Raw genomic sequence first — 23,419 nt, forward strand, 5'->3', positions numbered from 1 at the left:
GACCACGTCGGACTCGGCGCTGCGCTCGATTTGCGCATCAGCTGAGGCGGATTCGGGCTCGGTGGTCGCCCCGGCGGTGATCTCGGCCGCGAGATTGGTGGCGAACGTTCCGATGAGCGTGCCCGCGACCTCGGCGAGCGCGCCTCGGCCGAATTGGGCCGGTTTACCCGTGACAGCGAGGTCGGTTTCGACGAAAACATCTGTCACGCCTGCGGATTCGACGAGTCGGCAGGTGATCGTCGCCTTCGCGGTGCCGTTGCCGCGCGCCTCTCGCCCGCCGCCCTCGAGCACCGCGATCCCGGCCGCCTCGTCCTGAGCGGCGATCTTGATGGTGCCGGTGTAGGACAGGGTGACCGGACCGAGTTTGACCTTGATCTTGCCGCGATATTGGTCGCCGTCACGCCCGGTGATGGCGGCTCCGGGGACGCAGGGGGCGATCCGCTCGAGGTCGAGCAGCACCCGCCAGGCTTGTGCGGCGGGGGCGGGAATGCTGAAGGTGTTCTCGAACTTCATGCGGACTCCTTCGCAATCGATTCCGCCGCCACGCGAACGGCTTTCACAATCCCCTGATATCCCGTGCAGCGACATACATTGCCGGACAGTGCTTCTCGGATCTCATCATCGGACGGGTCCGGACTTTCCTGCAGGAAAGCGGTCACACTCGTGATGAAACCCGGTGTGCAGAAACCGCATTGGAGCCCATGGCAGTCTCGGAACGCGGCCTGCACCGGGGATAATCGGCCGTCCGGCGATGCGATCCCCTCCACGGTCGTCACCTCCGCACCGTCGGCCTGCACAGCCAGGACCAGGCAGCCACGCACCGCCTGCCCGTCCAGCAATACCGTGCACGCACCGCACACCCCGTGCTCGCAGCCCAGGTGCGTCCCGGTCAGCCCACATATTTCGCGCAGGTAGTCCGCCAGCGTCAGGCGAGGTGGCACCCGATGGCGCCGGGCCCGCCCATTGACCCGCACCTCGATATCGATATCAGTCATTACTTGCCTCCTCAACGGCGGAACGCCAAGCGCGCGCCACCATCACCGCCGCGACCCGTTTGCGGTAATCGGCCGTGCCGTGCAGATCGGACGGCACCGCGTCCAATGGTTCCGTCGCCGCATGTCCGACCTCATCGGGAGCGACTTCGCCGATGTCGCGTCCGATCAGTTCCGCCTCGAGGGCGGTGGCCCTGGTCGGGGTGGGTCCGAGTCCGAAAAAACCGATACCGCACCGGTCTATGCGGGAGTCGGCGTCGAGACCGACGGCCACGACAGCACCCGCCAATGCGAAATCGCCACTGCGGCGGGCGAATTCCTCGATCGCGAAACCGCACCGGCCGCGTCGCGCCGGAAAGACGATCCCGGTCAACAGTTCATCGGCCGCCAGTTCCGTGCTCCACATCCCGGTGAAGAAATCCGACGCGGACAGTGTGCGGCACCCGCGCGGCGACTCCGCCTCGATTCGCGCGTCGAGAACCATGGCCACCGCCGGATATTCGGCCGCGGCATCGGCGTGCGCGATCGAGCCGCCTATCGTGCCGCGGTTGCGGATCTGGGGATGACCGATCAGCGGGGTGGCCCGTGCCAGCAGTGGCACCGCCCGGTTGATCTCCGCCGACCGGCCGACCGCGGTGTGGGTCGTCCCCGCCCCGATCCACACCGAGTCGGCGCGCGACTCGATACCGCGCAGTTGATCGATGCGGCGCACGTCGACCAGATGCTCGGGGACCGCCAACCGCAATGCCAGCATCGGCACCAGACTCTGCCCACCGGCGATGAGCTTCGCATCGTCACCGAGTTCGGCGAGCAGCTCGACGGCCGCCACGGTGGAGATCGGCGCGTGATATTCGAACGGCGCGGGTTTCATGCCTGCACCGTCCCGGTTAGATCGGCGCGCGCCCGGTCCACCAGTGCCACGATCGCGGCGGGCGAGAGCGGCAGGTGGCCGACCTCCACTCCGAACGGTGCGAGGGCATCGACCACGGCATTGATCACCGCCGGTGCGGATCCGATGGCGCCGCCCTCGCCCACTCCCTTGAAACCGCCCGGACCTGGGCTCGGTGTCTCGACATGTCCGACCTCGATGACCGGCACCTCGGTCGCGGTGGGCAGCAGGTAGTCCATGAAGGTCGTGCTGATCGGATTCCCGCTCTCGTCGTAGGCCAGGTGCTCGTACAGCGCGCCGCCGATGCCCTGGACGGTGCCGCCGAAGATCTGGCCCTCCACTACATCCGGGTTGATCATCGGTCCGCAGTCCTCGCTGACGATGTAGCGCAGCAATGTCACCGCACCCGTTTCTATGTCGACATCGCAGGTGCACACATGGGTCGCGTTGGCCCAGATCATCATGTGCGGCGTCCGATATCGGCCGCTGGCCTCCAAGCCCGCGGGCACTCCCGGCGGCAGGTCGTATCCGTTGAAGTAGGCGATATCCGCTATCTCGGCCAGCGTCATCGCCGCATCGGGCACGCCACGGACCTGCGCCCGTCCACGCGTCAACTCCACCTCCTCGACGGGCACGCCCAGCTTGTGCGCGGCGATCGCCACCATCCGCTCACGCAGTACGGCGGCCGTCTCCGCGATCGCACCGGCCAGCATGGAACCCGACCGGCTGCCGCCGGTGCCGCCGCCGAACGGTGTCAGTGCGGTATCACCTTGAATCGTGTGGACATCGGCGATATCCACACCGAGCGCGTCGGCGGTCAGCTGAACCACCGTGGTCTCCAGACTGTTTCCCGACGATCCGCCCGACACATACACATTGACCTTCCCGGAGGGTTCGATCCGAATGGTCGCGCCTTCGGTACTGTGCAGCGGCGTGCCGCCGGTGGTCGGTTCGAGGTAGGTACAGGTGCCGACCCCGAGATAGCGTCCGTCGGCCCGGGCGCTTCGCTGCTCGTCACGAAAGGCGTCGTAGTCGAGCATGGCCAGTGCCTGCTCGAACGTCTCGGACGGCGACACATCGGAATACGGCATGCCATTGGGGTTGAACGTCGGAAACTCGTCCTGTCGCAACATATTTCGTCGCCTCAATGCCACCGGGTCCATCCCCATCCGGCGCGCCGCGGTATCCAGCAGCACCTCACGGGCCACCGACTCGAACTGCCAGGGACCGCGATAGGCGACACGCCCCACGGTGTTCGAATACATAAGCCGCACATCGAATGTCGCGGCAGGCACCCGGTACGGTCCCGGGAACAGCATCCCGACCGGGATGGCGGCCGTCAGCGGTGACGGCGTCGGATACGCGCCGACATTCTGCACGTAGTCGATGGCGGCGGCGAGGATGGTGCCGTCCGCATCGAAGGCCATGCGGGCGTCACCGTGCTCATGCCGGGCCATCCCGCCCGCCATCAGGTTTTCCTGCCGATCCTCGATCCATTTCAGCGCCACCGGCAGCTTGCGGGCGGCCAGCACGATGCAGACGTCCTCGCGCAACGGCGCGGCCTTCAGCCCGAAGCCACCGCCGGTATCGCGCATGATGACCCGCACCGAATGTTCGGCGATGCCGAGCAGTCGCGCGCAGAAGCCGCGGATCTCGTGCGGCACCTGGGTGGATGCCCAGACCGTCAACTCCCCGCTGGGAGCCCACCATTCCGCGATCAAACCCCGCGTCTCCATCGGCACCGGCGCGTACGCCTGCTGAAAGATCTGCTGCCGCACCACATGTGCCGCCGCGTCGAAGACCGGGTCGAGCTCGGCCGCGGGACGCCCACTCATCGCACCGGCCAGGTTGCCCGGGCACTGCGCGTGCACCAGCTCGGTGGTTTCGTGTGCCGTGCGATAGTCGACGACCGGCTCGAGCGGTTCGTAGTCGACGACCACCAACTCGACCGCGTCCTCGGCCACATACCGATCGATGGCGACCACCAGGGCGACCGGATCACCGACGAAGCGCACCTCGCCCTCGGCCAGCGGCGGCCGCGGCACCGACGGCAGTCCCGGGGCGTCCAGCGAGTACGAGAACTGGTGCACTTCCGGATTCAGGTCGGCCGCCGTGAACACGGCATACACTCCGTCGAGCGCCGCGGCCTCCGCGGTATCGATGCCGACGATGCGACCACGCGGTATCGGACTTCGCACGAAGCAGGCGTGCAGCATGCCGGGCCGATGCACATCGTCGACGAAGCTGCCCGCGCCGGTCACCAACCGGAGGTCTTCGACCCTGGGCACCCGGGTGCCGACGAATCCGGTCGGCGGCGCTTCCGTCACCTGACGAATCCCGATATCTGTCATCAGGCGGCCTCCCATTCACTGTGCGGAGCGTTTCCGCCACCACCGGGTAAATGGTGTCGGGAAACGCTCTGCCGGAAGAAATATGCACTAGGGCGATGAAAATCTGAGAGCAGGGAAAAAGGGCATCGCAATCCGTTCGAACCAACGCGATCCGGCTCCCCTCGGAGCCGCTCATCGCTGCTGAGGAATTGTCTAGCACCGCATCTATAACGGTGTCAAGAGTATAATATGTCTTGACTGAGAATTATGATCTCCTGTCGGGCACTTATGATTCTTCCACTTGCACCTGCCATCGCGCAATGTCGTCGAGAGGGTCGATCATGCGGGAACTGACCGCGTCATTACTGCGTTGGCATGCGACCGGTGCGCAATACGCGATCGCGACCGTCGTCGGGGTGACCGGAAGCGCTCCCCGACCGGTCGGCGCCACGCTCGCCGTCGACGCCGCCGGGACCGTCCTCGGCAGCATCTCGGGCGGCTGCGTCGAGGCCGCCGCATACGAACTGTGCCGACAAGTGCTGCGATCGGGCACGCCGATGCGGGCGAGCTTCGGCTACGACGACTCCGACGCCTTCGCGGTCGGCCTGACCTGCGGCGGCACCATGGATGTTTTCGTCCATCGGGTGCGCGCGGTCGACCATCCGATCGTCGAAGCGGCGCTGCGTCCCCCCGGCCCGGTGGCGCTGGTCCGCGATCTGGGCAGCGGGGCCATGACCACGGTCGATCCGAGCCGCACTGTCGGGGCGGATTTGGACGACGCCGTCGTCGCCGAGGTCCGCGCCATGCTGGACATCGGCGCCACCGGTGTGCGCACGATCGGCTGCGACGCAGGGGAATCGACGTTCTTCGTCGAGTCCTTCGCGCCGCCACCACGGATGATCGTCTGCGGGGCAACGGATTTCGCCGCAGCCGTGTGCCGGGTGGGCGGCCTGCTCGGCTATCGGGTCCCACTGTGCGACGCCCGCGCGGTATTCGCGACGCGAGATCGTTTTCCGGATGCCGACGAGGTCGTCGTCCGCTGGCCGCATCAATACCTCGCAAACACTCCGATCGACGCAAGAACCGTGGTGTGCGTGCTGACCCACGACCCCAAATTCGATATCCCACTGCTGGAGATCGCACTGCGCCTGCCGATCGCCTACGTGGGCGCGATGGGTTCGCGCCGTGCCGACGCCGAGCGCCGAACCCGGTTGCGCGCGGCCGGCCTCACCGATGCCGAGCTGTCCCGCCTGCACTCTCCCATCGGCCTTGACCTGGGCGGACGGACCGTCGCCGAGGCCGCGGTCGCCATCGGAGCCGAAATCGTCGCGGTCCGTCGTGGTGGTTCGACCCGGCCGCTGCACGCCACCGATCGGCCGATCCATCCTGCCGAAAGCGTTCCCTCGAGGCAGTAACACGGTTACTATGGTAACCGTGTTACAGTTCTCGCGTGAGTCGGACAGCAGCACGGATTCCGTCGAAGAAGATCATCAAAACCGTGCTCGCACTGCTACAGACCGATGGCTACGACGCCGTTCAGCTGCGCGAGGTAGCGCGGCGCGCCCACGTATCGCTGGCGACGGTGTACAAGCTGTTCCCCACCCGGGACGCGTTGATCATCGCCGCGGTCCACGAGTGGATGGTCACCAACACCTATCCCGACATCGCACCGCCCACCCCCGAGGAATCGATCGCGGACGGCGTGATTCGCGTGCTGCGGCACGTGTTCGAGCCGTGGGAGCGCAATCCGACGATGCTCGAGGCGTTCCACCGGGCCCACTCGACCCCGGGCGGTGCGCGCCTGAGCGTCGACGGGTTCGCCGCCGTCCTCCCGGTAGCCGGACAGATCCTCGACGGTGCCGATCCCGAATACATCGAGGACACGGGACTGATACTGACCAATGTGATCTACGCCCTGATCGCGCGGGTCGCGGACAAGACCCTCGACGTCGACGAGATCCTGCCGGTGCTCGAGCGCACCGTACGGCGGCTCTCCATGGACAACTCGGCCCAGGACCGGGCCGTGCGGGAGCGGCGCAGAGCCACCGGCAAGCGGCAGCCATTGGTACTGAATCCAGCGGTCACCGCCCCGTTCGTGCGCGAACCATACCGAGACACGGATACGCCGATGCAGGACGGCGCACATCGACCGAACGCGGGCTAGCACGTCCCGAGCACAGCCACACGATCCGCCGGGCCGCCGCGATACCGCGGCCGGGCGACAACGGGGGGTGGTATTTCTGATCGGAAATCCGATCGTTCAACAGAAATAGAATTACGGTAGACGGGTGACCGGAATTTTCGGTTCCCCGATTCGATGCACCCTCCGATTATCATGCGGTGAAGGTGCATTCCAGCGCGCCGGAAAAAGGAATAGGCAGCCGCGGAAAATATTTGCTCGCACCTATTGACCCGACCTGTGACCGCGCGCACAATCATCGGCGTAGCAAATCGGATCGGAAACTCGGATTCGATTTCGAGCAGCTTTTCTCCGCATGCGCTGCCGCCATAATCCCACGAAAGTGATTTCGCGATCGATGTTGATCCCGCACACTCCCGCGCCCGCCGAACCCGGGCTACCTCACCATGCGGTGGCAAATGGAATTGTGACAATTCACTTGGACGGTGCCATGACCGCACAGCCCGGCCGAGCCGGCGATACCGTGCTCGAAACCGCACGCCGGGCCGGGCTGACACCACCGTTTTCCTGCGAGGCAGGCAACTGCGGAACCTGTATGGCCACCCTCGTCGACGGGCAGGTCGAGATGTTGGTGAACGACGCGCTGACCGACGACGACGTCGCGGCCGGTTACATCCTCACCTGCCAGGCCGTGCCCCAGACCACCTCGATCACCGTGCAGTACCCGTGATCTCACGACCCAGGAGCCGACGATGACCGATTTCGACACCATCGACTACTTCACCGATCCGGCACTCGTGCCCGATCCCTATCCGTATTTCGATCACTTGCGCGCCAAATGCCCGGTGACGCGGGAGCCGCACTACAACGTGCTGGCGGTGACCGGCTACGAGGAGGTCGCCCAGGTCATGCGCGACGCCGAGACCTTCTCCTCGTGCATCGCGGTGGGCGGACCGTTCCCACCGCTGCCGTTCGAGCCCGAGGGCGACGACATCAACGCCCAGATCGAGGCGCACCGCACCCAGCTGCCCATGTGTGAACACATGGTCACGATGGATCCCCCGGAGCACACCTATGCCAGGTCGGTGCTGAACCGGCTGTTGACACCCGCGCGGTTGAAGGAGAACGAGGAGTTCATGTGGCGGCTGGCCGACCGCCAGCTCGACGAATTCCTGGCCAACGGCCGCTCCGAATTCGTCGCCGAGTACGCGAAACCGTTCTCGCTCTTGGTGATCGCCGACCTGCTCGGCGTGCCGGAGCAGGACCACCAGGAGTTCCGGGTCGTGCTCGGCGCCGAGCGGCCCGGCAGCCAGGTCGGTGCGCTGGACAAGGTGTCGGTCGGCACGAATCCCTTGGAGTGGCTCGACGAAAAGTTCAGCGGCTACATCAGTGATCGGCGGCGCGAGCCGCGTGACGATGTGCTGACCTCGCTGGCGCTGGCGAAATATCCGGATGGGTCGACCCCGGAGGTCATCGATGTGGTCCGTTCGGCGACCTTCGTATTCGGTGCCGGACAGGAGACGACCGCCAAGCTGCTCGCCGCCGCCGTACGCGTACTCGGTGACGATCCGGAGCTGCAGCAGGCGCTGCGTGCCGATCGCAGCCGCATCCCGGTATTCATCGAGGAGACATTGCGCATGCACGCGCCGGTCAAGAGCGGCTTCCGGCTCGCGCGCCGCAACACCGAGGTCGGCGGGGTGGACGTACCGGCCGGATCCACGCTCATGGTCTGCCCCGGCGCGGCCAACCGTGACCCGAGCCGGTTCGAGAACCCGCACGAGTTCCGCATGGATCGCGCGAACTTCCGCGAGCACATGGCCTTCGGCCGTGGCGTGCACTCCTGCCCCGGCGGTCCGCTGGCGCGAGTGGAGGGTCGGGTATCGCTCGAACGCATCCTGGATCGGATGCTGGACATCACGATCGATGCCGAGGAGCACGGTCCCGCCGACGACCGCCGCTACCGCTACGAACCCACATACATCCTGCGTGGGCTCACCGATCTACATATCCGATTCACGCCACGAGACGCCTCCGCGCCGCGAGAGTGAGTTGGATTTCGTGTCGATCATGTTCGAACCCGACGGCCGAGGCCCTTCCTCGGTTCGCCTGCTGGTGACCGGTGTCTGCTGCATCGTCGTCTTAGCGGCCGCCGCCACCGTGATGGTCGCGAATTCCCGTGGGGCACTGCGCAAGACCGTGACGGTGACCGCCGTCATGGCCAATGTGGGTGATGGGCTGCCCACCAAGTCGGATGTGAAATTCCAAGGGGTCCGGGTCGGGTTCGTGACGGCGGTGACGCCGACCGCCGAAACCGGCATGAACGATGTCCGAATCGAGCTGAGTCCGCACTTCGTGCAGGCGATTCCGGGCACGGTGACCGCGCGGGTGGTGCCGAGCAACGTATTCGCGGTGCCCTCGGTGCAACTGGTCTACAACGGTGCGGCGGCGCCGCTGAGTTCAGGTGCCCGGATCAGCCAGGATCACAGCCTGGCGACCGTGCGCCTGCAGACCTCGCTCGATCAGCTGCGGCGAATCATCGCCGCAGTCGGTCGGGAGGATACCGACAACGCGGTCGGCATGTTGGCGACCCTCGCCGCAGCCACCGAGGGGCGCGGTGCCGGGATCGAGAATGCGGCGGCACGGCTGCGCGATATCGTCGTCGAACTGGACAAGGTCGTATCCGTGAACGCGGCGCCGTCCACGCTCGACTCGCTCTCGTCCGCGATGCGTGAACTCCAGTCGACGGCACCGGATCTGCTCGACGCCATGCATTACGCGATAGTCCCGCTGCAGACGCTGGCGGAGCAGCGGGCGAAACTCGCCGCGCTGCTGTCCGGCGGCCTGTACACGCTCGGTACCGTCGGCACCGCACTCGACCACAACACCGACAAAATCATCGACGTCACCACGCACATATCACCGGCCCTCGGCGCACTCGGTGACGGTGCGAGCAAGTTTCCGCAGATCAGTACTTCGCTCACGCGAATGACCGGCCGATTCAACGAGTTGTGGAATCCGCAGACCCAACGGCTCAACGCGCGTGTCATTCTGCAGCTGACGCCCAACCGGCAGTACACCTCGGCGGACTGCCCCCGGTACGGCGAGCTGGCCGGTCCCAACTGCGCGAGCGGTCCGGCGACTCCCGCCCCGGCCGAGGGCTTGCCGCCCGGCTTCGATCCACGCCGCTTCCAGCCACCGAGCTCCCTGCTGACCAGTGATATCGGGCCGGTCGGCAGCGCCGCCGAACAGGAGCGGATCGCCGAAATCCTCGGCGGCGAACCCAATGCCGCCGCGGACATCCTGTTCGGTCCGCTGGCCCGCGGCGCCACCGTCGCGATCGCACCGGACCCGAACGGGGGCACCCGATGAGCTACCGCGGATCACTGGTCGTGCTGATCGCCTTCCTCGTCAGTTCGGCGCTGCTCAGCTGGTCGGTCGCCGTCACCCTCGAGCGCGGCATCAGCGGCCGGACCACCGGATACTCAGCACTGTTCACCAACGTATCCGGCCTGCGCGTCGGCGATGACGTCCGGATGGCCGGGGTGCGGGTCGGCCGGGTGGAATCGGTCGGGTTGGCGGGCACGCTCGCGCGGGTCGGTTTCCGCATCCACAGCGATCAGGTGCTGACCGGGAACACCACCGTATCGGTGACGTATCAGAACCTGATCGGTCAGCGCTATCTCGGTGTGGCCATGGGCGACCACGGCGACCCCACCGCTCTGAAACCGGGCGCCGAAATCCCCGTCGACCACACCGAGCCGTCGTTCGATATCTCCAAGCTGCTCAACGGTTTCGAGCCGCTGTTCGGCACGCTGGACCGGACCGCGGTCGACAACATCACCGGCGCCCTGATCAAGGCACTGCAGGGCGACAACGGCTCGGTCACCACGCTGATCGCCGAGACGACCCGGCTGGCGGATTCCTTCGCCGGGCCGGACGAGGTGCTCGGCCAGGTCATCTCGAACCTGGCCACCATCGTGGGTAACCTCGCCCAGCAGAGCGGGAATTTGACCACCGTGATCGACCGCACCCGATCGGTTTTCGAAGGCCTGCAACAGAATCGGCAGGCATTGTTCGATTCCGTGGACCGGATCGCGGTCGTGGTCGGCCGGGCCTCGCAGATCGTGGCCGCCGACCAGCCCACCCTCGTCGACTTCCTGAATCGGGAACCGGGATTCGCACAGCACTTCCTGGACAACAAGGCGAAGTTCGAGTACCTCGGCTACAACCTGCCGATGATCCTCAAAGGGCTGGCCCGCATATCGCAGGAAGGCGGTTACATCGACGCCTACGTCTGCGATGTGACCCTGTCGCTCGTCCCGGGTCTGACACCGCTGATTCCGCAAATAGTCGACGCGGTGACCCCCGGCGGGGTGGCCCAACACACCTCCAAGTGCAGGTGAGCACATGCGCATACCGTGGAATCACAAGGGCCACACGCGAATCGGGCGTCGGCAACTGGAAGACCTCAGCAGGCCATGGCTCGGATTCACCGCGATTGCCCTGCTGGTCGTCGCGGTCGTCGCCGCGCTGGTCGTCAATTCGCTGGATATCGGTGAACGTCGCCTCGAGGCGGACTTCGCCCAAGCCGCCCAGCTCGGCGCAGGCGATCAGGTGACCGTGGCGGGGGTGCCGGTGGGCCACGTGGTCGGACTGCGCTTGGCAGGCGACCGCGTGACGGCAACGCTGAGCCTCGCCGACAATGTGGCGCTCGGCCCCGCCACGACCGCGTCGATCAAACTCACCACATTGCTGGGCAATCGGTACGTGGAACTGGCCCCGGCCGGATCCGGCGCCCTGCCGAATGGCCGAATTCCATTGGCGCAGACCAGTGTTCCCTACGATCTGCAGTCGGCCCTCGCCGACGCGACCACCACCTTCGATCAGGTCGACGCCGACAAGGTCGGGCAGGCGCTCACCGAACTGTCCACCCAGCTGCACGGTTTGCCGCAGCTGATTCCGTCGGTGATGCAGAACATTACGACGCTGTCCGGCGTGATCGCCGAACGTCGCGGGCAGATCGGCACACTGCTGACCAGCACGAGCCAACTCACCACGGTCATCGAGAACCAGCGGACCGGCCTCGGCGTGCTGGTCGACCAGGGCCGCGACCTGCTGCGGGAGGTCGCGGCGAAACGGCAGGCCATCACGGCCCTCATCGCCGCCACCAGCAATGTGGTGCGGACGCTGCAGCCGATCGTCGTGGACGACCAACCCGAAATTCAATCCCTGCTCGACAACCTGAGCCAGCTGGTGCAGATGCTCAGTCGGCACGACGACCTGCTGCGCAACATACTGCAGATCCTTCCGGTTCCCTGGCGCAGCTGGGCGGATGTGACCGGCTCCGGCACGGAACTGGACGCCAACGCGTCCTCGGGAGCGTTCGTCGACTCCTTCATGTGCGCGCTGGTCGGGCGCGCGCAGGTGCAGCTGCCGCCCTACTCGGAGGACTGTCGATGAGATCGTTACCCCGCCCGGTGAAGCTGGTTCTCGTACTCGCGGTCACCGCGCTGATCGCGGGCGCCGCCAGCGCTCCACTTGCCCAGCTGAATCGCGCAACCATTACCGTGACAGCGCATTTCGACAGTGCCGCGGGTGTCTTCGTCGGAAACCCGGTGGATGTGCTCGGCATGCGGATCGGCAAGGTGGCCAGCGTCGCGCAACGCGGCTCCTATGTCGAAGTGACGATGAATGTGGATGCCTCGGTACGGATTCCGGCCGACGTCACGGCGGTGACCGTGTCGGATTCGGTGCTGACCGACCGGCACATCGAACTCACTCCGGTCTACCGCGGCGGGCCGACATTGTCGGACGGGGCGACGCTGGGGACCGATCGGACGAAGACCCCGGTCGAATTCGACAGTCTGCTCGCGATGGCGGACAAGCTGTCCACGTCACTGCAGGGCGACGGGCAAGGCCACGGCCCGATCGCCGACGCGGTCGATGTCGGCGCGGCGGTGGCGACCGACAACGGCGCGCAGATCAAGGCCGCGCTGGATCAACTGTCCCGCGCGCTGCGCATGGGCGACGATCACGGCGCCGCGACCAAGAACGCGATAACCACCCTGGTGAACAACCTGGACGCGCTGACCGCCGCGGCCGCGAGAAACGACCAGACGATTCGCGAATTCGGCGCCGGGGCCCGTCAGCTGAGCGACCTGCTCGCCGAACAAAACCTCGGCACCGGCGACACCGGCGCGAAACTGAACGAAATACTCACCCGGACAACCGATCTCATGCAGCGCAATCGCGGCACGCTGGCCGGTACCGCGAGCGGAGCCAACGTCATCTTCCAGAGTCTGTCGGATTACAACCGCAACGTCGCGGAATTCATGGACCTGTTCCCACTGGTCGTCGACAACGCCTATGCCGTGATCGACCCGAATGTGGGTGCGGGCCGGGTGCACGTGAACGTGGACAAGGTCGCGTTGGACGGGCAGATGGTGAAGCAGGTGTGCAACCTGCTCGACCTGAAACAACTCGGCTGCAACACCGGGAAGATGTCCGATATGGGGCCGGACTTCGGCATCGTGGCCATGCTGGCCGGAATCGCGGGTTTGCCGAAATGACCACCAGGAAAGCAACATTCACCGCTGCCGCCGTCTTACTCCTGGTCGTGGCTCCGGCGAGCGGGTGTTCGGCGGGGCTGGACCGGATGCCGCTGCCCGCGCCTTCGGTCGGATCGCACAGCTTCGCGGTGACGGCCACCTTCGCCAACGCGCTCAATCTCCCGACCAAGGCCAAGGTCAAGGTCGACGGCGCCGATGTCGGGGAGGTCGAATCCATGACGGCACGCGATTATGCGGCCGTCGTCACCCTGCGGATCCGATCCGAGGTCGTCCTACCGGCGGGCACGACCGCCGAATTGCGCTCGGCCACACCGCTCGGCGATGTGTTCGTAGCGCTCAACCCGCCACCGAATCCGACTCCGGGCGCCCCGGCGCTGCGCGATGGGGACAGCATTCCGCAGTCGTCGACCTCGGCGGCGGCCACCATCGAGGAAGTGCTCACGCGGGCGGCATTGCTGGTCAACGGCGGGGTGATCCGCGATCTGACGAAGGTGATCAACGGTCTCGGCGCCGAATTCGGCGGGCGGGGTGATCGCATGGGGGAACTGATCGCCCAGACGACCGCATTGGTCCAGACCCTCTCGGCGCGATCGGACCAGATCCGAGCGGTCGTCCACGACACCGCCGCACTGACCGCCACCGTGGCAGCGCAGCAGTCGGTGGTGAACGACGTAGTCGCCGCCGCGGGCCCGGCCCTGGATGTCGTGGCCGCCAGCACCCAGGACATCGTGGATATCGCCGCCCAGTTGAATCGGATCGCGGGCCAGCTCACCAAGTTCCCGTCGATCAACGGCACCGGAAAGCGCAGTCTGGTAAGCGATCTCAACAATCTCGCCGCCGGACTCAACACCGCCGCGACCGACCCCGGCGCCAACCTCGACGGGTTGAATTACACCCTGGCCCTGGTCGGTGGCAAGGTGGCCAACTCGACCGCCGCCAGCGCCGACGCCGATATCTATCAGATAGCGCTCGGCGCGGTGCCCGACCCGAACTTCCCGGGCAACCCGGAAGCCCGGGTGCCGGACCAGACCGACTGGGCCAACTTCGCCGGTTCGCTGGCATACACGTTGGGCCGGTTGTACGGCCGAGTGATCGGGCCGGGACGATGAAGCGCCCGGACCTGAATCGGTCCCTCGAGGTGCGCGTGGAGTCGGCGGCGAGCGCGGCGCTCGCGGTCACCGACCGATTGGTCCGTCATCGGCTCGTCGTCTCCTTGATCGCCCTGGTCGCCACGCTGATCGTGGGCGCGACGTATGTCGTGTTCGGTTCGCTCGCGCTGAACCCGCTCGCCTCGACGTATCAGATCCGCGTCCACCTGACCCAATCCGGTGGTCTGCTGCAAGACCGGGATGTCACAGTGCGCGGTGTCCGGGTCGGCCGGGTGACTTCGGTCGATCTCGTGGGCGGTCAAGTGGTCGCGGTCGCATCGATCGAGGCAGGCGCCAAGATCCCGGCCGACAGCACGGTCCGGGTGGCCGGACTCTCACCGGCCGGTGAGCAATACCTGGATTTCGTCCCCGCCATCTCCAGCGGCCCGTATCTGGCCGCCGGTGCGGTAATCGGCGCCGACCGGACCACGGTGCCGGTGCAATTGGCCCAGTTGCTCGGCGATCTGACCGGTACCATCGCACAACTCGATCCCGACAAGCTCCAGGCGATCGTGCACGAATTGGGTGCGAGTTCGGCGGCGCCGGAGAAGCTGGCGGCGATCATCGATGGCGGCGCCTTCATGATCACCACCCTCGGTGCGGTACTCCCGCAGACCGTCAGCCTGTTGCGCAACAGCGAGGTGGTGCTCGGCACCGCACGCGACCTCGGACCTGGCCTCGCGATTACCGCGGCCGATCTCGAACGCACTCTCGCCGGGGTGAATTCGATGACGGGCGGGTTCGAAACCCTGGTCGACACCGCGCCGGAGATGCTGCGGACGATGGACCAGATCATCGCCGACAACTCCCCGACCATGGTGCAACTACTCGGCAATCTCGCGACCGTGGCCCAGATGTCGTATGTGCACGTGCCTGCCATGAACAATCTGTTCTTCCCCACGCATCGGCCCGGGTCCGCGGCGGACGCGCTCGGCACCGCATTCCACGACGGCGCGGTGTGGGCGATCGCCAGCATCTATCCGCGAAAGCAGTGCGACTACAACCTTCCTCGCCTACCCATCACCGTCGCGGACCATCCCGAGCCCTACTTGTACGCCTACTGCACCGACCCGGATCCGACGCTCGTGCCGCGTGGCGCGCGCAACGCACCACGGCCCCCCGGCGACGACACCGCACACCCACCGCCCGGAGTCGATCCGCTGGCGACCGCCGATCCGACACCGCAGGGCCCGCTGTCGGTCCCGACACCCTATGGCGGCGTACCCGTTCCGGCATATGTACCGCCGAAGTAGCAAATAACAACGAAGGCCAGGAGTTTCGATGAAGCAACCAGCGCTGGAGACGGAAACCGCTACCGACACAACCGATTCGGATTCGAAGGCCGAGGACTCGGCCGTGGACGAGGAGGCCGCGCCGCCGTTTCGGCGACGTCCCTGGGTACCTCGCGCCGCGGTGGGCGCCATCGCTGCCGTCACGGTATCGGCATCGGTGCTCGCGGGCATTCTCGGCTGGAAACTGCACGACCGCGACGAGGTCGATGCCGCGGCCCGGCAGGCCGCGACCACTGCGCAGAACTACGCGATCACGCTGACCAGCATCGATTCCCAGCACATCGATCAGAATTTCGCCGCCGTCCTCAGCGGTGCGACTGGTGAATTCAAGGACACCTATACGCAGTCGAGCAACCAACTCGAGACGCTGCTGGTCCAGAACAATGCGGTGAGCAAGGGAAAGGTGGTGGGCTTCAGTATCAAGTCGGCGACGAAGGACCGGGTCGAGGTGATGCTGTTCGTCGATCAAGAGGTCACCAACTCGGTGAGCCCCGATCCACGGATCGATCGCAGCCGCATGGTCATGACCATGCAACGGGTCGGCGACAGCTGGCTGGCCAGCAAAGTGGAATTGGTGTGATGTGATCGATCAATCCACCGCCCCCTCGGTCACACGGATAAGGAACTGGGGACGCGGTTATCTGCACCGTCATCCCGTCGCATCGCTCGATACCGTTGGCGCCCAGTTCATTCTGGGTGTGCGAGCCGTGCAGTATCTCGTAATCGACGTCGCGACAGGCCGTTTCGCATTCAAGGAGTTCGTGCGGCAGGCCGCTTTCATGATCAAAACCTCCTACCTGCCGACCGTCGCGGTCGCATTGCCGATCAGCGCGACCCTCTCGATCCAATTCGGACTGATCGCGGGTCAGGTCGGCGCGACCTCGCTGGCCGGGGCGGCCAGCGGTCTCGCGGTCATCCGCCAGGCGGCGCCGGTGGTAACGGCGATGCTGCTTGCGGCGGCGGTCGGCTCGGCGATCTGCGCCGATCTCGGGTCCCGCACCATCCGAGAAGAGATCGATGCACTCGAGGTGATGGGTGTTTCGGTGCTGCGCAAGCTGGTGGTGCCGCGGGTGGCCGCCGGAGTGCTGGTCGCGGTCGGGCTGACCGGGCTGAGCGCCTTCGTCGGATTCCTCGCCGGATATATGTTCAATGTCTATGTCCAGGGCGGTACGCCCGGTAGTTTCATCGCCACCTTCTCCTCGTTCGCGCGCATCGGCGATATGTACCTGGCGGTGGTCAAGGCCGTGGTGTTCGGGCTTATCGTGACCGTCGTCGCGTGCCAGAAGGGATTGAGCACCAAGGGCGGTCCCGGCGGTGTCGCGAATTCGGTCAACGCCACCGTGGTCGCCTCGATCGTGCTGCTCATGGTGGTGAACGTGGGCTTCACCCAGATGTACACCATGCTCTTCCCACGGCAGGCGCTCTGAGATGGCCGCACCGTACTATCCGCTGCACATCAGGCAGGTGCTCCGCGTCGCCGACGCACCCTTGCGCGGAGCCATGCGCCTCGGGCATATGGCCATATTCTTCCTGCGCGCGCTCGCCTCCATTCCGGTCGTCCTGCGCCACTACCGCAGGGAACTACTGCGGCTGATCTCCGACATCACCTGGGGCAACGGATCTCTCATCGTCGGCGGCGGTACGGCGGGCATCATTGTCGTGCTCGGCGCGAGCGGCGGTGCACTGGTGGGGATCGAGGGCTACAGCGCACTGAAATTGCTGGGCATCGGCCCGGCGACAGGCCTGGTCTCGGCGACCGCGTCGACGCGCGAACTGGCTCCGATCATGGCTTCCATCGCCTTCGCGTCCCAGGCGGGCTGCAGATTCACCGCCCAACTCGGCGCCATGCGCATCGCCGAGGAAATCGACGCGATGGAAACACTCGCCATCCGGTCCATCCCCTACCTGGTGACCACGCGTCTCATGGCCTCGGTGGCCGCCATCGTTCCGCTCTATCTCGTCTGTCTGGCAATGAATTTCGTCGCGGTCGAGGTGGCCATCGGCGTCGCGGGCAGCCAATCGCCCGGCACCTACGACCACTACTTCCGCATGGTGCTCAGCGCGACCGACGTCATGTATTCGCTGGCCAAGGCCGTCGTCTTCGTCGTGATCACGACAACCATCCAGTGCTACTTCGGCTATTACTCCGCGGGCGGTCCGGTCGGCGTCGGCATTGCCGCCGGTCGTGCGATGCGCGCCAGCATCACCGTCATGATCTGCGTCAATCTGCTGATGACGCTGGCACTTTGGGGCTTCGATTCGGGAGCGCGCATCAGCGGGTGACCGCGCCGCCCGGCTACACGCCTCCGGTGGCGGGTTTGCGGCCGTGACGCATCAGCACCGCGATCGCCAACGCCACGATCGTGGTACCGGTCACGAGCCAGAAGCTCTGGGTATAGCCGCGGTCGGTGAACACCTGTGGGATGACCTGGGTCGAGGCGTGACCTGCCACGTCTATGTGGGCCTCGACCGGGTTGTTGTTGAGCAGGGCGGTGGTGATGGCGATGACGATGCCGGAGCCCATACTCTGCACGACACCGAGCATGCCAGCGCTGATGCCCTGTTGTTCCGCGGGCACCGCCTCGACGATCAGGTTCGGCAGCGCGGTGTAGAGGAAGCCGCTCCCGATTCCGCCGACGAGGTAGCAAGCCAGGTAGGCGGTCCAACTGTAGGGGACGACGGCGAATCCGACGGCGGCCACGGTGAGCAGCGCGAAGGCGGTGATCGCGATGATCGGCCGACTGACCTTGAATTCGACGACGAAGAACAGCGCGAGCAGCATATGGAGCGCCTGCGAATATCACCCTGAAGAGCTTTGTCTGCTGTCATGAATTCTTTTCTCCACCCTTTCGACAGAAACTCTCTTGGACCTCGACCGAGCCATCAACAAATCCTGCCGCGTCCAGCTGGCTTCTGAGGTAATCGAGATCCGTCGAGCGCAGTCATATGGCGGTGCGGCTGGGCGTGTTGTGCCGCGTTTCGACTGCGCTCGGTGAGCGAACCGGGACCTACGGTGGCCGCCCGGGAGGCGTAGGCAGCGCGGATCGCGGCGACGGCCGATACTTCGCCCCAACTGTTGAACGCCGCGCAGTCGTGAGAATAAAATTCTCCTAATATGCGAAGGAGAGTTTCATGCCCAAATGGGATCTGCCCTACCCGCTGTTCGACGCCGACAACCACCTGTACGAGACGAAGGAGGCGCTGACCACTTACCTTCCCAAGCACTATCGAAACGCGGTCAAGTACGTCGAGGTCGACGGTCGCACCAAAATCGCGATCCGCGGCCAGATCAGCGAATACATCCCCAACCCGACCTTCGATGTGGTCGCGCCTCCGGGGGCGATGGAGGAGTACTTCAAGAACGGCAATCCCGAGGGCAAGAGCATGCGCGAGATCTTCGGCAAGCCGATCCGCTCGACGCCCGCCTTCCGCGAACCGGCGCCCCGCCTGGAACTGATGAACGAGCTCCAGATCGACCGCGCCCTGATGTTCCCGACCTTGGCCAGTCTGGTCGAGGAGCGCATGAAGGACGATCCGGAGCTGATCCACGCGGTCGTACATTCGCTCAACCAGTGGCTGTACGAGACCTGGTCGTTCAACTACTCCGACCGCATCTTCACCGTGCCGGTGATCAGCCTGCCCATCGTGGAGAAGGCGATCGAGGAGCTGGAGTGGGTGGTCGAGCGCGGCGCTCGGGCGATCCTGGTCCGACCGGCACCGGTGCCCGGCATGCGCGGACCGCGCTCGTTCGCACTGCCGGAATTCGATCCGTTCTGGAAGCGCGTGGTCGAACTGGACGTGCTGGTGACCATGCACTCCTCCGACAGCGGATATTCCCGCTTCGCCTCCGAATGGGACGGCCGCCAGCAGGAGATGCTGCCGTTCGTGACCAACACCTTCAAGATGATCAACGAGTGGCAGCCGATCCGTGACGCGATGGCGTCCTGGGTCTGCCACGGCGCACTTTTCCGGTTCCCGGAGCTGAAGATCGCGGTCATCGAGAACGGCGCCGAATGGCTGCCCGGACTGCTGGAGACCCTCGCCAAGGTCTACAAGAAGGCCCCGCAGGGCTTCCCCGGCGATCCGGTCGAGGCGGTCAAGAAGATCCACGTCAGCCCGTTCTGGGAGGAGGATCTGGTCGCGCTGTCGGATCTCATCGGGGCCGACCACGTGCTGTTCGGATCGGATTATCCGCATCCGGAGGGACTGGCCGAACCCGCACGCTACGTCAACGAGATCAAAGATCTCCCTCTGGACGACCAGGCGAAGATCATGGGCGGCAACCTGGCCCGGCTGCTGAACGTGTAGTTATCCCGTTGCCCGCGTTGCTGTTTGCGGCGCGGGCACCAGGGACTAACCGGCTGTCCGCACCGCCGCCATCGCGCCGCCGTCCACGAGCAGGTCGATACCGTTGAGAAAGCTCGCCTGGTCCGACAGCGCGAATGCGACCGCGGCGGCGACTTCGTCCGCGGAACCCCTGCGCCGCAACGGTGTTCGCTGCACCAGCGCCGCCATGCTCGGATGGTTGTCGGCTTCCTGGCGGCCCTGCGGGGTGTCGATGATGCCGGGTGAGACCGAGCAGATGCGCGCGCCGACCGGGCCGAGGCGCACCGCCTCATGTGCCACGAAGCGGTGCACGCCGCGTTTCGCCCAGCTGTAGGCGAGACCGGGAGCCTCGACGGCGGGGCCGAGCGCATCGTGGATGCGGTCGAGAAACTTCTCATCGAGCGGATCGTCCACGACCGCGAGACCGGCCGGGTCCGGCGCGACAGGATCGAGCAGCGGAGCCATCGAAGCGAAACACACCATGGCCGTGCCGGTTACGGCCAGCGGGCGCAGGGCCTGCGCGAGCAGCGCGGTCCCGATCAGATCGACGGTGAAGATCCGGCGCCAGTCACCCATCGTCGGAGAGATACCGGCGGCATGGGCGACAGCTCGCAGTGCGCCGTGCCGATCCACCCGTTCGGCGAGCCGCGCCAGCCCTTCGGCGTCGGTGACGTCGAGCTCCACCGCTTCGACTGCGGCACCGCCATTTTCGGCCAACTGGTCCCGCGCAGCAGCCGCGGCGGCCGCGTCCCGATCCACCAGGAGCAGTATGTCGACCATCTCGGCCAGTCGTTGTGCGCAGGCATAGCCCATACCGCGACCCGCGCCCGTCGCGATACCCACTGTTTTCACGTGTCACTCCGATCGGTCCTGGGCGCGGCCCAGCACTGGGCCAGGCTCGATTCCACGGCCCGGTCGACCAGTTCCACCCGAAAGCCGTCGGCCCCGCGCAGGAATGCGAAGAACAGCTGCCCGTCGGCGCCGGGCCGGGTGGCCTCGGTGACGTAGCCGTGCCGCACCAGCTCCGCAGCATCGGCGGCCACATCGTCGGACCAGTACCCGACGTGGTGGAGTCCAGCTGGCCCGGCCGGTTCCCACAGCGTGCCCGCGATGCTGCGCACGATCTCGAGGCGCGGAACGGTCGTGGAGTATCGGCATCTCATTTCCAGGACCGCGGCCCGGGTGTCGGGCAGGTCTACCGACACCGGTCCGCCGATCTCCGGCCCCCACTCGTATCCGAGTACCTCCGACAACGTCGCCATGGTGGCCTCGAAGTCCGCCGCGACGATCCCGATATGGAACTGATCCTCGGCCCTCACGACAGGACCTCCATTCGGCTCGAAATTCCTGGAAGAATTGCATTCCGGTTCACGAGAAGCATATTCTCATCATGCGAGAGGAGATGCAATGGCATGGGATTTCGAGACTGATCCGGAGTATCAGAAGAAGCTGGACTGGGCCGACGAGTTCGTGCGCGCGGAAGTCGAACCACTCGATCTGGTCTGGGAGCACGAGCAGTTCGTGCCACTCGACGGGACACGGCGCAAGGCGATCCAGCCACTGAAGGAGGAGGTACGGCGTCAGGGTCTGTGGGCCACGCATCTGGGCCCGGACCTCGGCGGCCAAGGTTATGGACAGCTGAAACTGGCCCTGCTGAACGAGATTCTGGGCCGCTCGTCCTGGGCGCCGATCGTCTTCGGCTGTCAGGCGCCCGATACCGGCAATGCCGAGATCATCGCCCACTACGGGACGGCCGACCAGAAGCAGCGCTACCTGCAGCCGCTGCTGGACGGTGAGCTGTTCTCCAGCTATTCGATGACCGAACCGCAGGCCGGTGCCGACCCGACCCAATTCCAGACCAGGGCGGTGCGCGACGGCGACGACTGGATCATCAACGGCTGGAAGTACTTCTCCTCCAACGCCCGAACCGCCTCATTCCTGATCGTCATGGCGGTGACGAATACGGACGTCAGCCCTTACAAGGGCATGTCGATGTTCCTCGTGCCGACCGACACCCCGGGCATCAATATCGTGCGCAACGTCGGCCTCTACGGCGAGCCGCTGAACGACGGCAGCCACGCACTGATCCACTACGAAAACGTGCGCGTGCCAGCCGAATCCCTGCTCGGCGGCGAGGGCCAGGCCTTCGTCATCGCGCAGACCCGCCTCGGCGGCGGCCGCATCCACCATGCGATGCGCACCATCGGGCTCGCGCAGAAGGCCATCGACATGATGTGCGAGCGGGCCCTGTCGCGGACCACCGCGGGCAGCAGGTTGGCCGATAAGCAGTTCGTACAGGGCTATATCGCCGACTCCTACGCCCAGCTGGCCCAGTTCCGGCTGTTCGTACTGCACACCGCCTGGAAGATCGACAAGTACAACGACTACAAGAAGGTCCGCAAGGACATCGCCACGGCCAAGATCGTCATGCCGACGGTGCTGCACGATATCGCCTGGCGCGCAATGCAAGTGCACGGCGCCCTGGGCACCACCAACGAGATGCCGTTCTTCCGGATGATCCACGGAGCCGGTGTCATGGGGCTGGCCGACGGGCCGACCGAGGTGCACAAGACCACCGTGGCCAAGCAGGTGTTGCGCGACTACGAGCCCACTGACGGCATGTGGCCCACCGAATGGATTCCCGGAAAGCAGGAAGCCGCCCGGGCGAAGTTCGCCGAATATCTCGAGCACGAAGTAGGGAACCAGTGAGCATCGATACCACCCGGCTCGCCGATTGGATGGACGGCCAGGGCCTGCCCGGTAAGGGCGACCCCCTCGAAACCCGCTTCCTGTCCGGCGGTACCCAGAACGAGATCTATCAGATCCGCCGTGGCGAACACATCAGCGTGCTGCGCATCCCACCTGCCGAGGCGCCCGCCGAACGGGATGCGGGCATTCTGCGCGAGTGGCGGATCATCGAGGCGCTCGAAGGCACCGATGTCCCGCATACCGCCGCCGTCGGAGTCTGCACCGACTCCGGCGTGCTCGGCCGCACCTTCTACCTGATGGGCTTCGTCGACGGCTGGTCGCCGATGGACCATCGCGGCGTCTGGCCGGAGCCCTTCGACTCCGACCTGCAGGCGCGGGCCGGACTCGGCTACCAGCTGGCCGAGGGAATCGCATTGCTGTCCAAGGTGGATTGGCAGGCGAAGGGCCTGCAGGATCTGGGCCGCCCGGACGGCTACCACGAGCGACAGGTATCGCGGTGGCTGAGCTTCTACGACAAGATCGATGGCGCGCGCACGCTCGACGGCATGGATGTGGCCACCGAATGGCTGCGCACCCACCGCCCGCTGGACTACATTCCCGGCCTGATGCACGGCGACTACCAGTTCGCCAATGTGATGTTCCAACACGGCGGACCGGCGCGGCTCGCGGCCCTGGTGGACTGGGAGATGGGGACGGTCGGCGACCCAAAGCTCGATCTGGGCTGGATGCTGCAGGGGTGGCCGGAAGACACCAGCGACCCGGCCGTTGCCACCAAGGGCTACGCCAATATGCAGTACATGCCTTCGCGTGACCAGATGCTCACGCACTACGCGCAGGTGTCCGGACGCCAGGTCGACGATATCGACTACTACCTGATCCTGGCCAAATGGAAGCTGGCAATCGTGCTCGAGCGCGGTTTCCAACGCGCCAAGGGTGACGTCAAGCTGGCGGCGTTCGGGCCGATCGTGGTCGACACCATGCGCGCCGCCGCCGAATTGGCCGAGAGTACGGAGTACAAGTCATG

The 23,419-nt window shown here is 65.8% G+C and carries 23 protein-coding genes; 16 read left to right on the top strand and 7 right to left on the bottom strand.

The features are described from left to right. The 4 genes from NP3_RS08540 to NP3_RS08555 all read right to left on the bottom strand — a co-directional run. Positions 1-513: SRPBCC family protein (locus NP3_RS08540; RefSeq protein WP_063039479.1), on the bottom strand; the 513-nt coding region annotated here is incomplete at its 3' end. Beyond that, positions 510-995, bottom strand: coding sequence for a (2Fe-2S)-binding protein (locus tag NP3_RS08545; RefSeq protein WP_063039480.1), 486 nt, complete (start codon positions 993-995; stop codon positions 510-512). The genes NP3_RS08540 and NP3_RS08545, both read right to left, overlap by 4 nt. Continuing rightward, positions 988-1,863, bottom strand: coding sequence for an FAD binding domain-containing protein (locus NP3_RS08550; RefSeq protein ID WP_063039482.1), 876 nt, complete (start codon positions 1,861-1,863; stop codon positions 988-990). Before NP3_RS08550 ends, NP3_RS08545 begins: the two co-directional genes overlap by 8 nt. Continuing rightward, positions 1,860-4,232 carry a xanthine dehydrogenase family protein molybdopterin-binding subunit gene (locus tag NP3_RS08555; protein WP_063039484.1) on the bottom strand — a complete coding sequence of 791 codons (2,373 nt, stop codon included), beginning with the start codon at positions 4,230-4,232 and terminating at the stop codon, positions 1,860-1,862. Before NP3_RS08555 ends, NP3_RS08550 begins: the two co-directional genes overlap by 4 nt. A gap of 320 nt (positions 4,233-4,552) precedes the next feature. Between NP3_RS08555 and NP3_RS08560 the strand changes: the two genes are divergently transcribed. The 13 genes from NP3_RS08560 to NP3_RS08620 all read left to right on the top strand — a co-directional run bounded on the left by NP3_RS08560 (position 4,553) and on the right by NP3_RS08620 (position 17,643). After that, a complete protein-coding gene (locus NP3_RS08560; protein ID WP_063039485.1) occupies positions 4,553-5,626 on the top strand; it encodes an XdhC family protein in 1,074 nt (357 codons plus the stop codon). A gap of 35 nt (positions 5,627-5,661) precedes the next feature. Then, positions 5,662-6,375: a TetR/AcrR family transcriptional regulator gene (locus tag NP3_RS08565; RefSeq protein ID WP_063824717.1), complete on the top strand. Its 714-nt coding sequence runs from the start codon at positions 5,662-5,664 to the stop codon at positions 6,373-6,375. Positions 6,376-6,736: 361 nt separating this feature from the next. After that, positions 6,737-7,081 carry a 2Fe-2S iron-sulfur cluster-binding protein gene (locus NP3_RS08570; protein ID WP_063039507.1) on the top strand — a complete coding sequence of 115 codons (345 nt, stop codon included), beginning with the start codon at positions 6,737-6,739 and terminating at the stop codon, positions 7,079-7,081. A gap of 22 nt (positions 7,082-7,103) precedes the next feature. Continuing rightward, positions 7,104-8,399, top strand: a complete 1,296-nt coding sequence (locus NP3_RS08575) for a cytochrome P450 (protein ID WP_063039486.1) — start codon at positions 7,104-7,106, stop codon at positions 8,397-8,399. 19 nt (positions 8,400-8,418) lie between these two features. Then, a complete protein-coding gene (locus NP3_RS08580) occupies positions 8,419-9,720 on the top strand; it encodes an MlaD family protein (protein WP_245720857.1) in 1,302 nt (433 codons plus the stop codon). Then, positions 9,717-10,754, top strand: a complete 1,038-nt coding sequence (locus tag NP3_RS08585) for an MCE family protein (RefSeq protein ID WP_063039488.1) — start codon at positions 9,717-9,719, stop codon at positions 10,752-10,754. The genes NP3_RS08580 and NP3_RS08585 overlap by 4 nt, the downstream gene beginning before the upstream one ends. 4 nt (positions 10,755-10,758) lie before the next feature. Further along, positions 10,759-11,811 (top strand): MCE family protein, encoded by a 1,053-nt coding sequence (locus NP3_RS08590; RefSeq protein WP_063039489.1) that lies wholly within the window; start codon positions 10,759-10,761, stop codon positions 11,809-11,811. Beyond that, positions 11,808-12,920, top strand: coding sequence for an MCE family protein (locus tag NP3_RS08595; protein WP_084508344.1), 1,113 nt, complete (start codon positions 11,808-11,810; stop codon positions 12,918-12,920). The genes NP3_RS08590 and NP3_RS08595 overlap by 4 nt, the downstream gene beginning before the upstream one ends. Further along, a complete protein-coding gene (locus tag NP3_RS08600; protein ID WP_063039490.1) occupies positions 12,917-14,029 on the top strand; it encodes an MCE family protein in 1,113 nt (370 codons plus the stop codon). Before NP3_RS08595 ends, NP3_RS08600 begins: the two co-directional genes overlap by 4 nt. Continuing rightward, entirely contained in the window at positions 14,026-15,321 is a 1,296-nt protein-coding gene (locus tag NP3_RS08605) for an MlaD family protein (protein WP_157124192.1), read from the top strand. Before NP3_RS08600 ends, NP3_RS08605 begins: the two co-directional genes overlap by 4 nt. A 28-nt stretch (positions 15,322-15,349) precedes the next feature. Beyond that, entirely contained in the window at positions 15,350-15,940 is a 591-nt protein-coding gene (locus NP3_RS08610; RefSeq protein WP_063039492.1) for an Rv1363c family protein, read from the top strand. Positions 15,941-15,944: 4 nt separating this feature from the next. Continuing rightward, positions 15,945-16,787: an MlaE family ABC transporter permease gene (locus tag NP3_RS08615; protein WP_157124194.1), complete on the top strand. Its 843-nt coding sequence runs from the start codon at positions 15,945-15,947 to the stop codon at positions 16,785-16,787. A gap of 1 nt (position 16,788) precedes the next feature. Beyond that, the gene (locus NP3_RS08620) at positions 16,789-17,643 is read left to right on the top strand and encodes an MlaE family ABC transporter permease (protein WP_063039496.1); all 855 of its coding nucleotides are present in this window, start codon (positions 16,789-16,791) and stop codon (positions 17,641-17,643) included. 13 nt (positions 17,644-17,656) lie between these two features. Here NP3_RS08620 and NP3_RS08625 read toward each other — a convergent pair whose 3' ends face one another. After that, a complete protein-coding gene (locus tag NP3_RS08625) occupies positions 17,657-18,142 on the bottom strand; it encodes an MFS transporter (RefSeq protein ID WP_063039497.1) in 486 nt (161 codons plus the stop codon). A gap of 350 nt (positions 18,143-18,492) precedes the next feature. On the opposite strand from NP3_RS08625, the gene NP3_RS08630 reads away from it, so the two are divergent. Beyond that, entirely contained in the window at positions 18,493-19,668 is a 1,176-nt protein-coding gene (locus NP3_RS08630) for an amidohydrolase family protein (RefSeq protein WP_063039499.1), read from the top strand. A gap of 45 nt (positions 19,669-19,713) precedes the next feature. Here the strand turns inward: NP3_RS08630 and NP3_RS08635 are convergent, their stop codons facing one another. Next, positions 19,714-20,538, bottom strand: coding sequence for an SDR family oxidoreductase (locus NP3_RS08635; RefSeq protein ID WP_063039501.1), 825 nt, complete (start codon positions 20,536-20,538; stop codon positions 19,714-19,716). Next, positions 20,535-21,005 carry a VOC family protein gene (locus NP3_RS08640; RefSeq protein ID WP_063039503.1) on the bottom strand — a complete coding sequence of 157 codons (471 nt, stop codon included), beginning with the start codon at positions 21,003-21,005 and terminating at the stop codon, positions 20,535-20,537. Before NP3_RS08640 ends, NP3_RS08635 begins: the two co-directional genes overlap by 4 nt. Before the next feature lie 88 nt (positions 21,006-21,093). Here NP3_RS08640 and NP3_RS08645 point away from each other — a divergent pair, with 88 nt between their 5' ends. Further along, the gene (locus tag NP3_RS08645; protein WP_063039505.1) at positions 21,094-22,395 is read left to right on the top strand and encodes an acyl-CoA dehydrogenase family protein; all 1,302 of its coding nucleotides are present in this window, start codon (positions 21,094-21,096) and stop codon (positions 22,393-22,395) included. A 29-nt stretch (positions 22,396-22,424) separates the two neighbouring features. Further along, the coding region (locus NP3_RS08650; RefSeq protein WP_245720858.1) for a phosphotransferase family protein at positions 22,425-23,419 on the top strand (995 nt) is incomplete at its 3' end.

This window comes from Nocardia pseudovaccinii NBRC 100343, assembly GCF_001613225.1.
Lineage (GTDB): Bacteria > Actinomycetota > Actinomycetes > Mycobacteriales > Mycobacteriaceae > Nocardia > Nocardia pseudovaccinii.

Coding starts and splice junctions, on each gene's coding strand:
- NP3_RS08545 (WP_063039480.1), bottom strand. CDS start 995: ATGACTGATATCGATATCGAGGTGCGGGTCAATGGGCGGGCCCGGCGC.
- NP3_RS08550 (WP_063039482.1), bottom strand. CDS start 1,863: ATGAAACCCGCGCCGTTCGAATATCACGCGCCGATCTCCACCGTGGCG.
- NP3_RS08555 (WP_063039484.1), bottom strand. CDS start 4,232: ATGACAGATATCGGGATTCGTCAGGTGACGGAAGCGCCGCCGACCGGA.
- NP3_RS08560 (WP_063039485.1), top strand. CDS start 4,553: ATGCGGGAACTGACCGCGTCATTACTGCGTTGGCATGCGACCGGTGCG.
- NP3_RS08575 (WP_063039486.1), top strand. CDS start 7,104: ATGACCGATTTCGACACCATCGACTACTTCACCGATCCGGCACTCGTG.
- NP3_RS08580 (WP_245720857.1), top strand. CDS start 8,419: ATGTTCGAACCCGACGGCCGAGGCCCTTCCTCGGTTCGCCTGCTGGTG.
- NP3_RS08585 (WP_063039488.1), top strand. CDS start 9,717: ATGAGCTACCGCGGATCACTGGTCGTGCTGATCGCCTTCCTCGTCAGT.
- NP3_RS08590 (WP_063039489.1), top strand. CDS start 10,759: ATGCGCATACCGTGGAATCACAAGGGCCACACGCGAATCGGGCGTCGG.
- NP3_RS08595 (WP_084508344.1), top strand. CDS start 11,808: ATGAGATCGTTACCCCGCCCGGTGAAGCTGGTTCTCGTACTCGCGGTC.
- NP3_RS08600 (WP_063039490.1), top strand. CDS start 12,917: ATGACCACCAGGAAAGCAACATTCACCGCTGCCGCCGTCTTACTCCTG.
- NP3_RS08605 (WP_157124192.1), top strand. CDS start 14,026: ATGAAGCGCCCGGACCTGAATCGGTCCCTCGAGGTGCGCGTGGAGTCG.
- NP3_RS08610 (WP_063039492.1), top strand. CDS start 15,350: ATGAAGCAACCAGCGCTGGAGACGGAAACCGCTACCGACACAACCGAT.
- NP3_RS08620 (WP_063039496.1), top strand. CDS start 16,789: ATGGCCGCACCGTACTATCCGCTGCACATCAGGCAGGTGCTCCGCGTC.
- NP3_RS08625 (WP_063039497.1), bottom strand. CDS start 18,142: ATGCTGCTCGCGCTGTTCTTCGTCGTCGAATTCAAGGTCAGTCGGCCG.
- NP3_RS08630 (WP_063039499.1), top strand. CDS start 18,493: ATGCCCAAATGGGATCTGCCCTACCCGCTGTTCGACGCCGACAACCAC.
- NP3_RS08645 (WP_063039505.1), top strand. CDS start 21,094: ATGGCATGGGATTTCGAGACTGATCCGGAGTATCAGAAGAAGCTGGAC.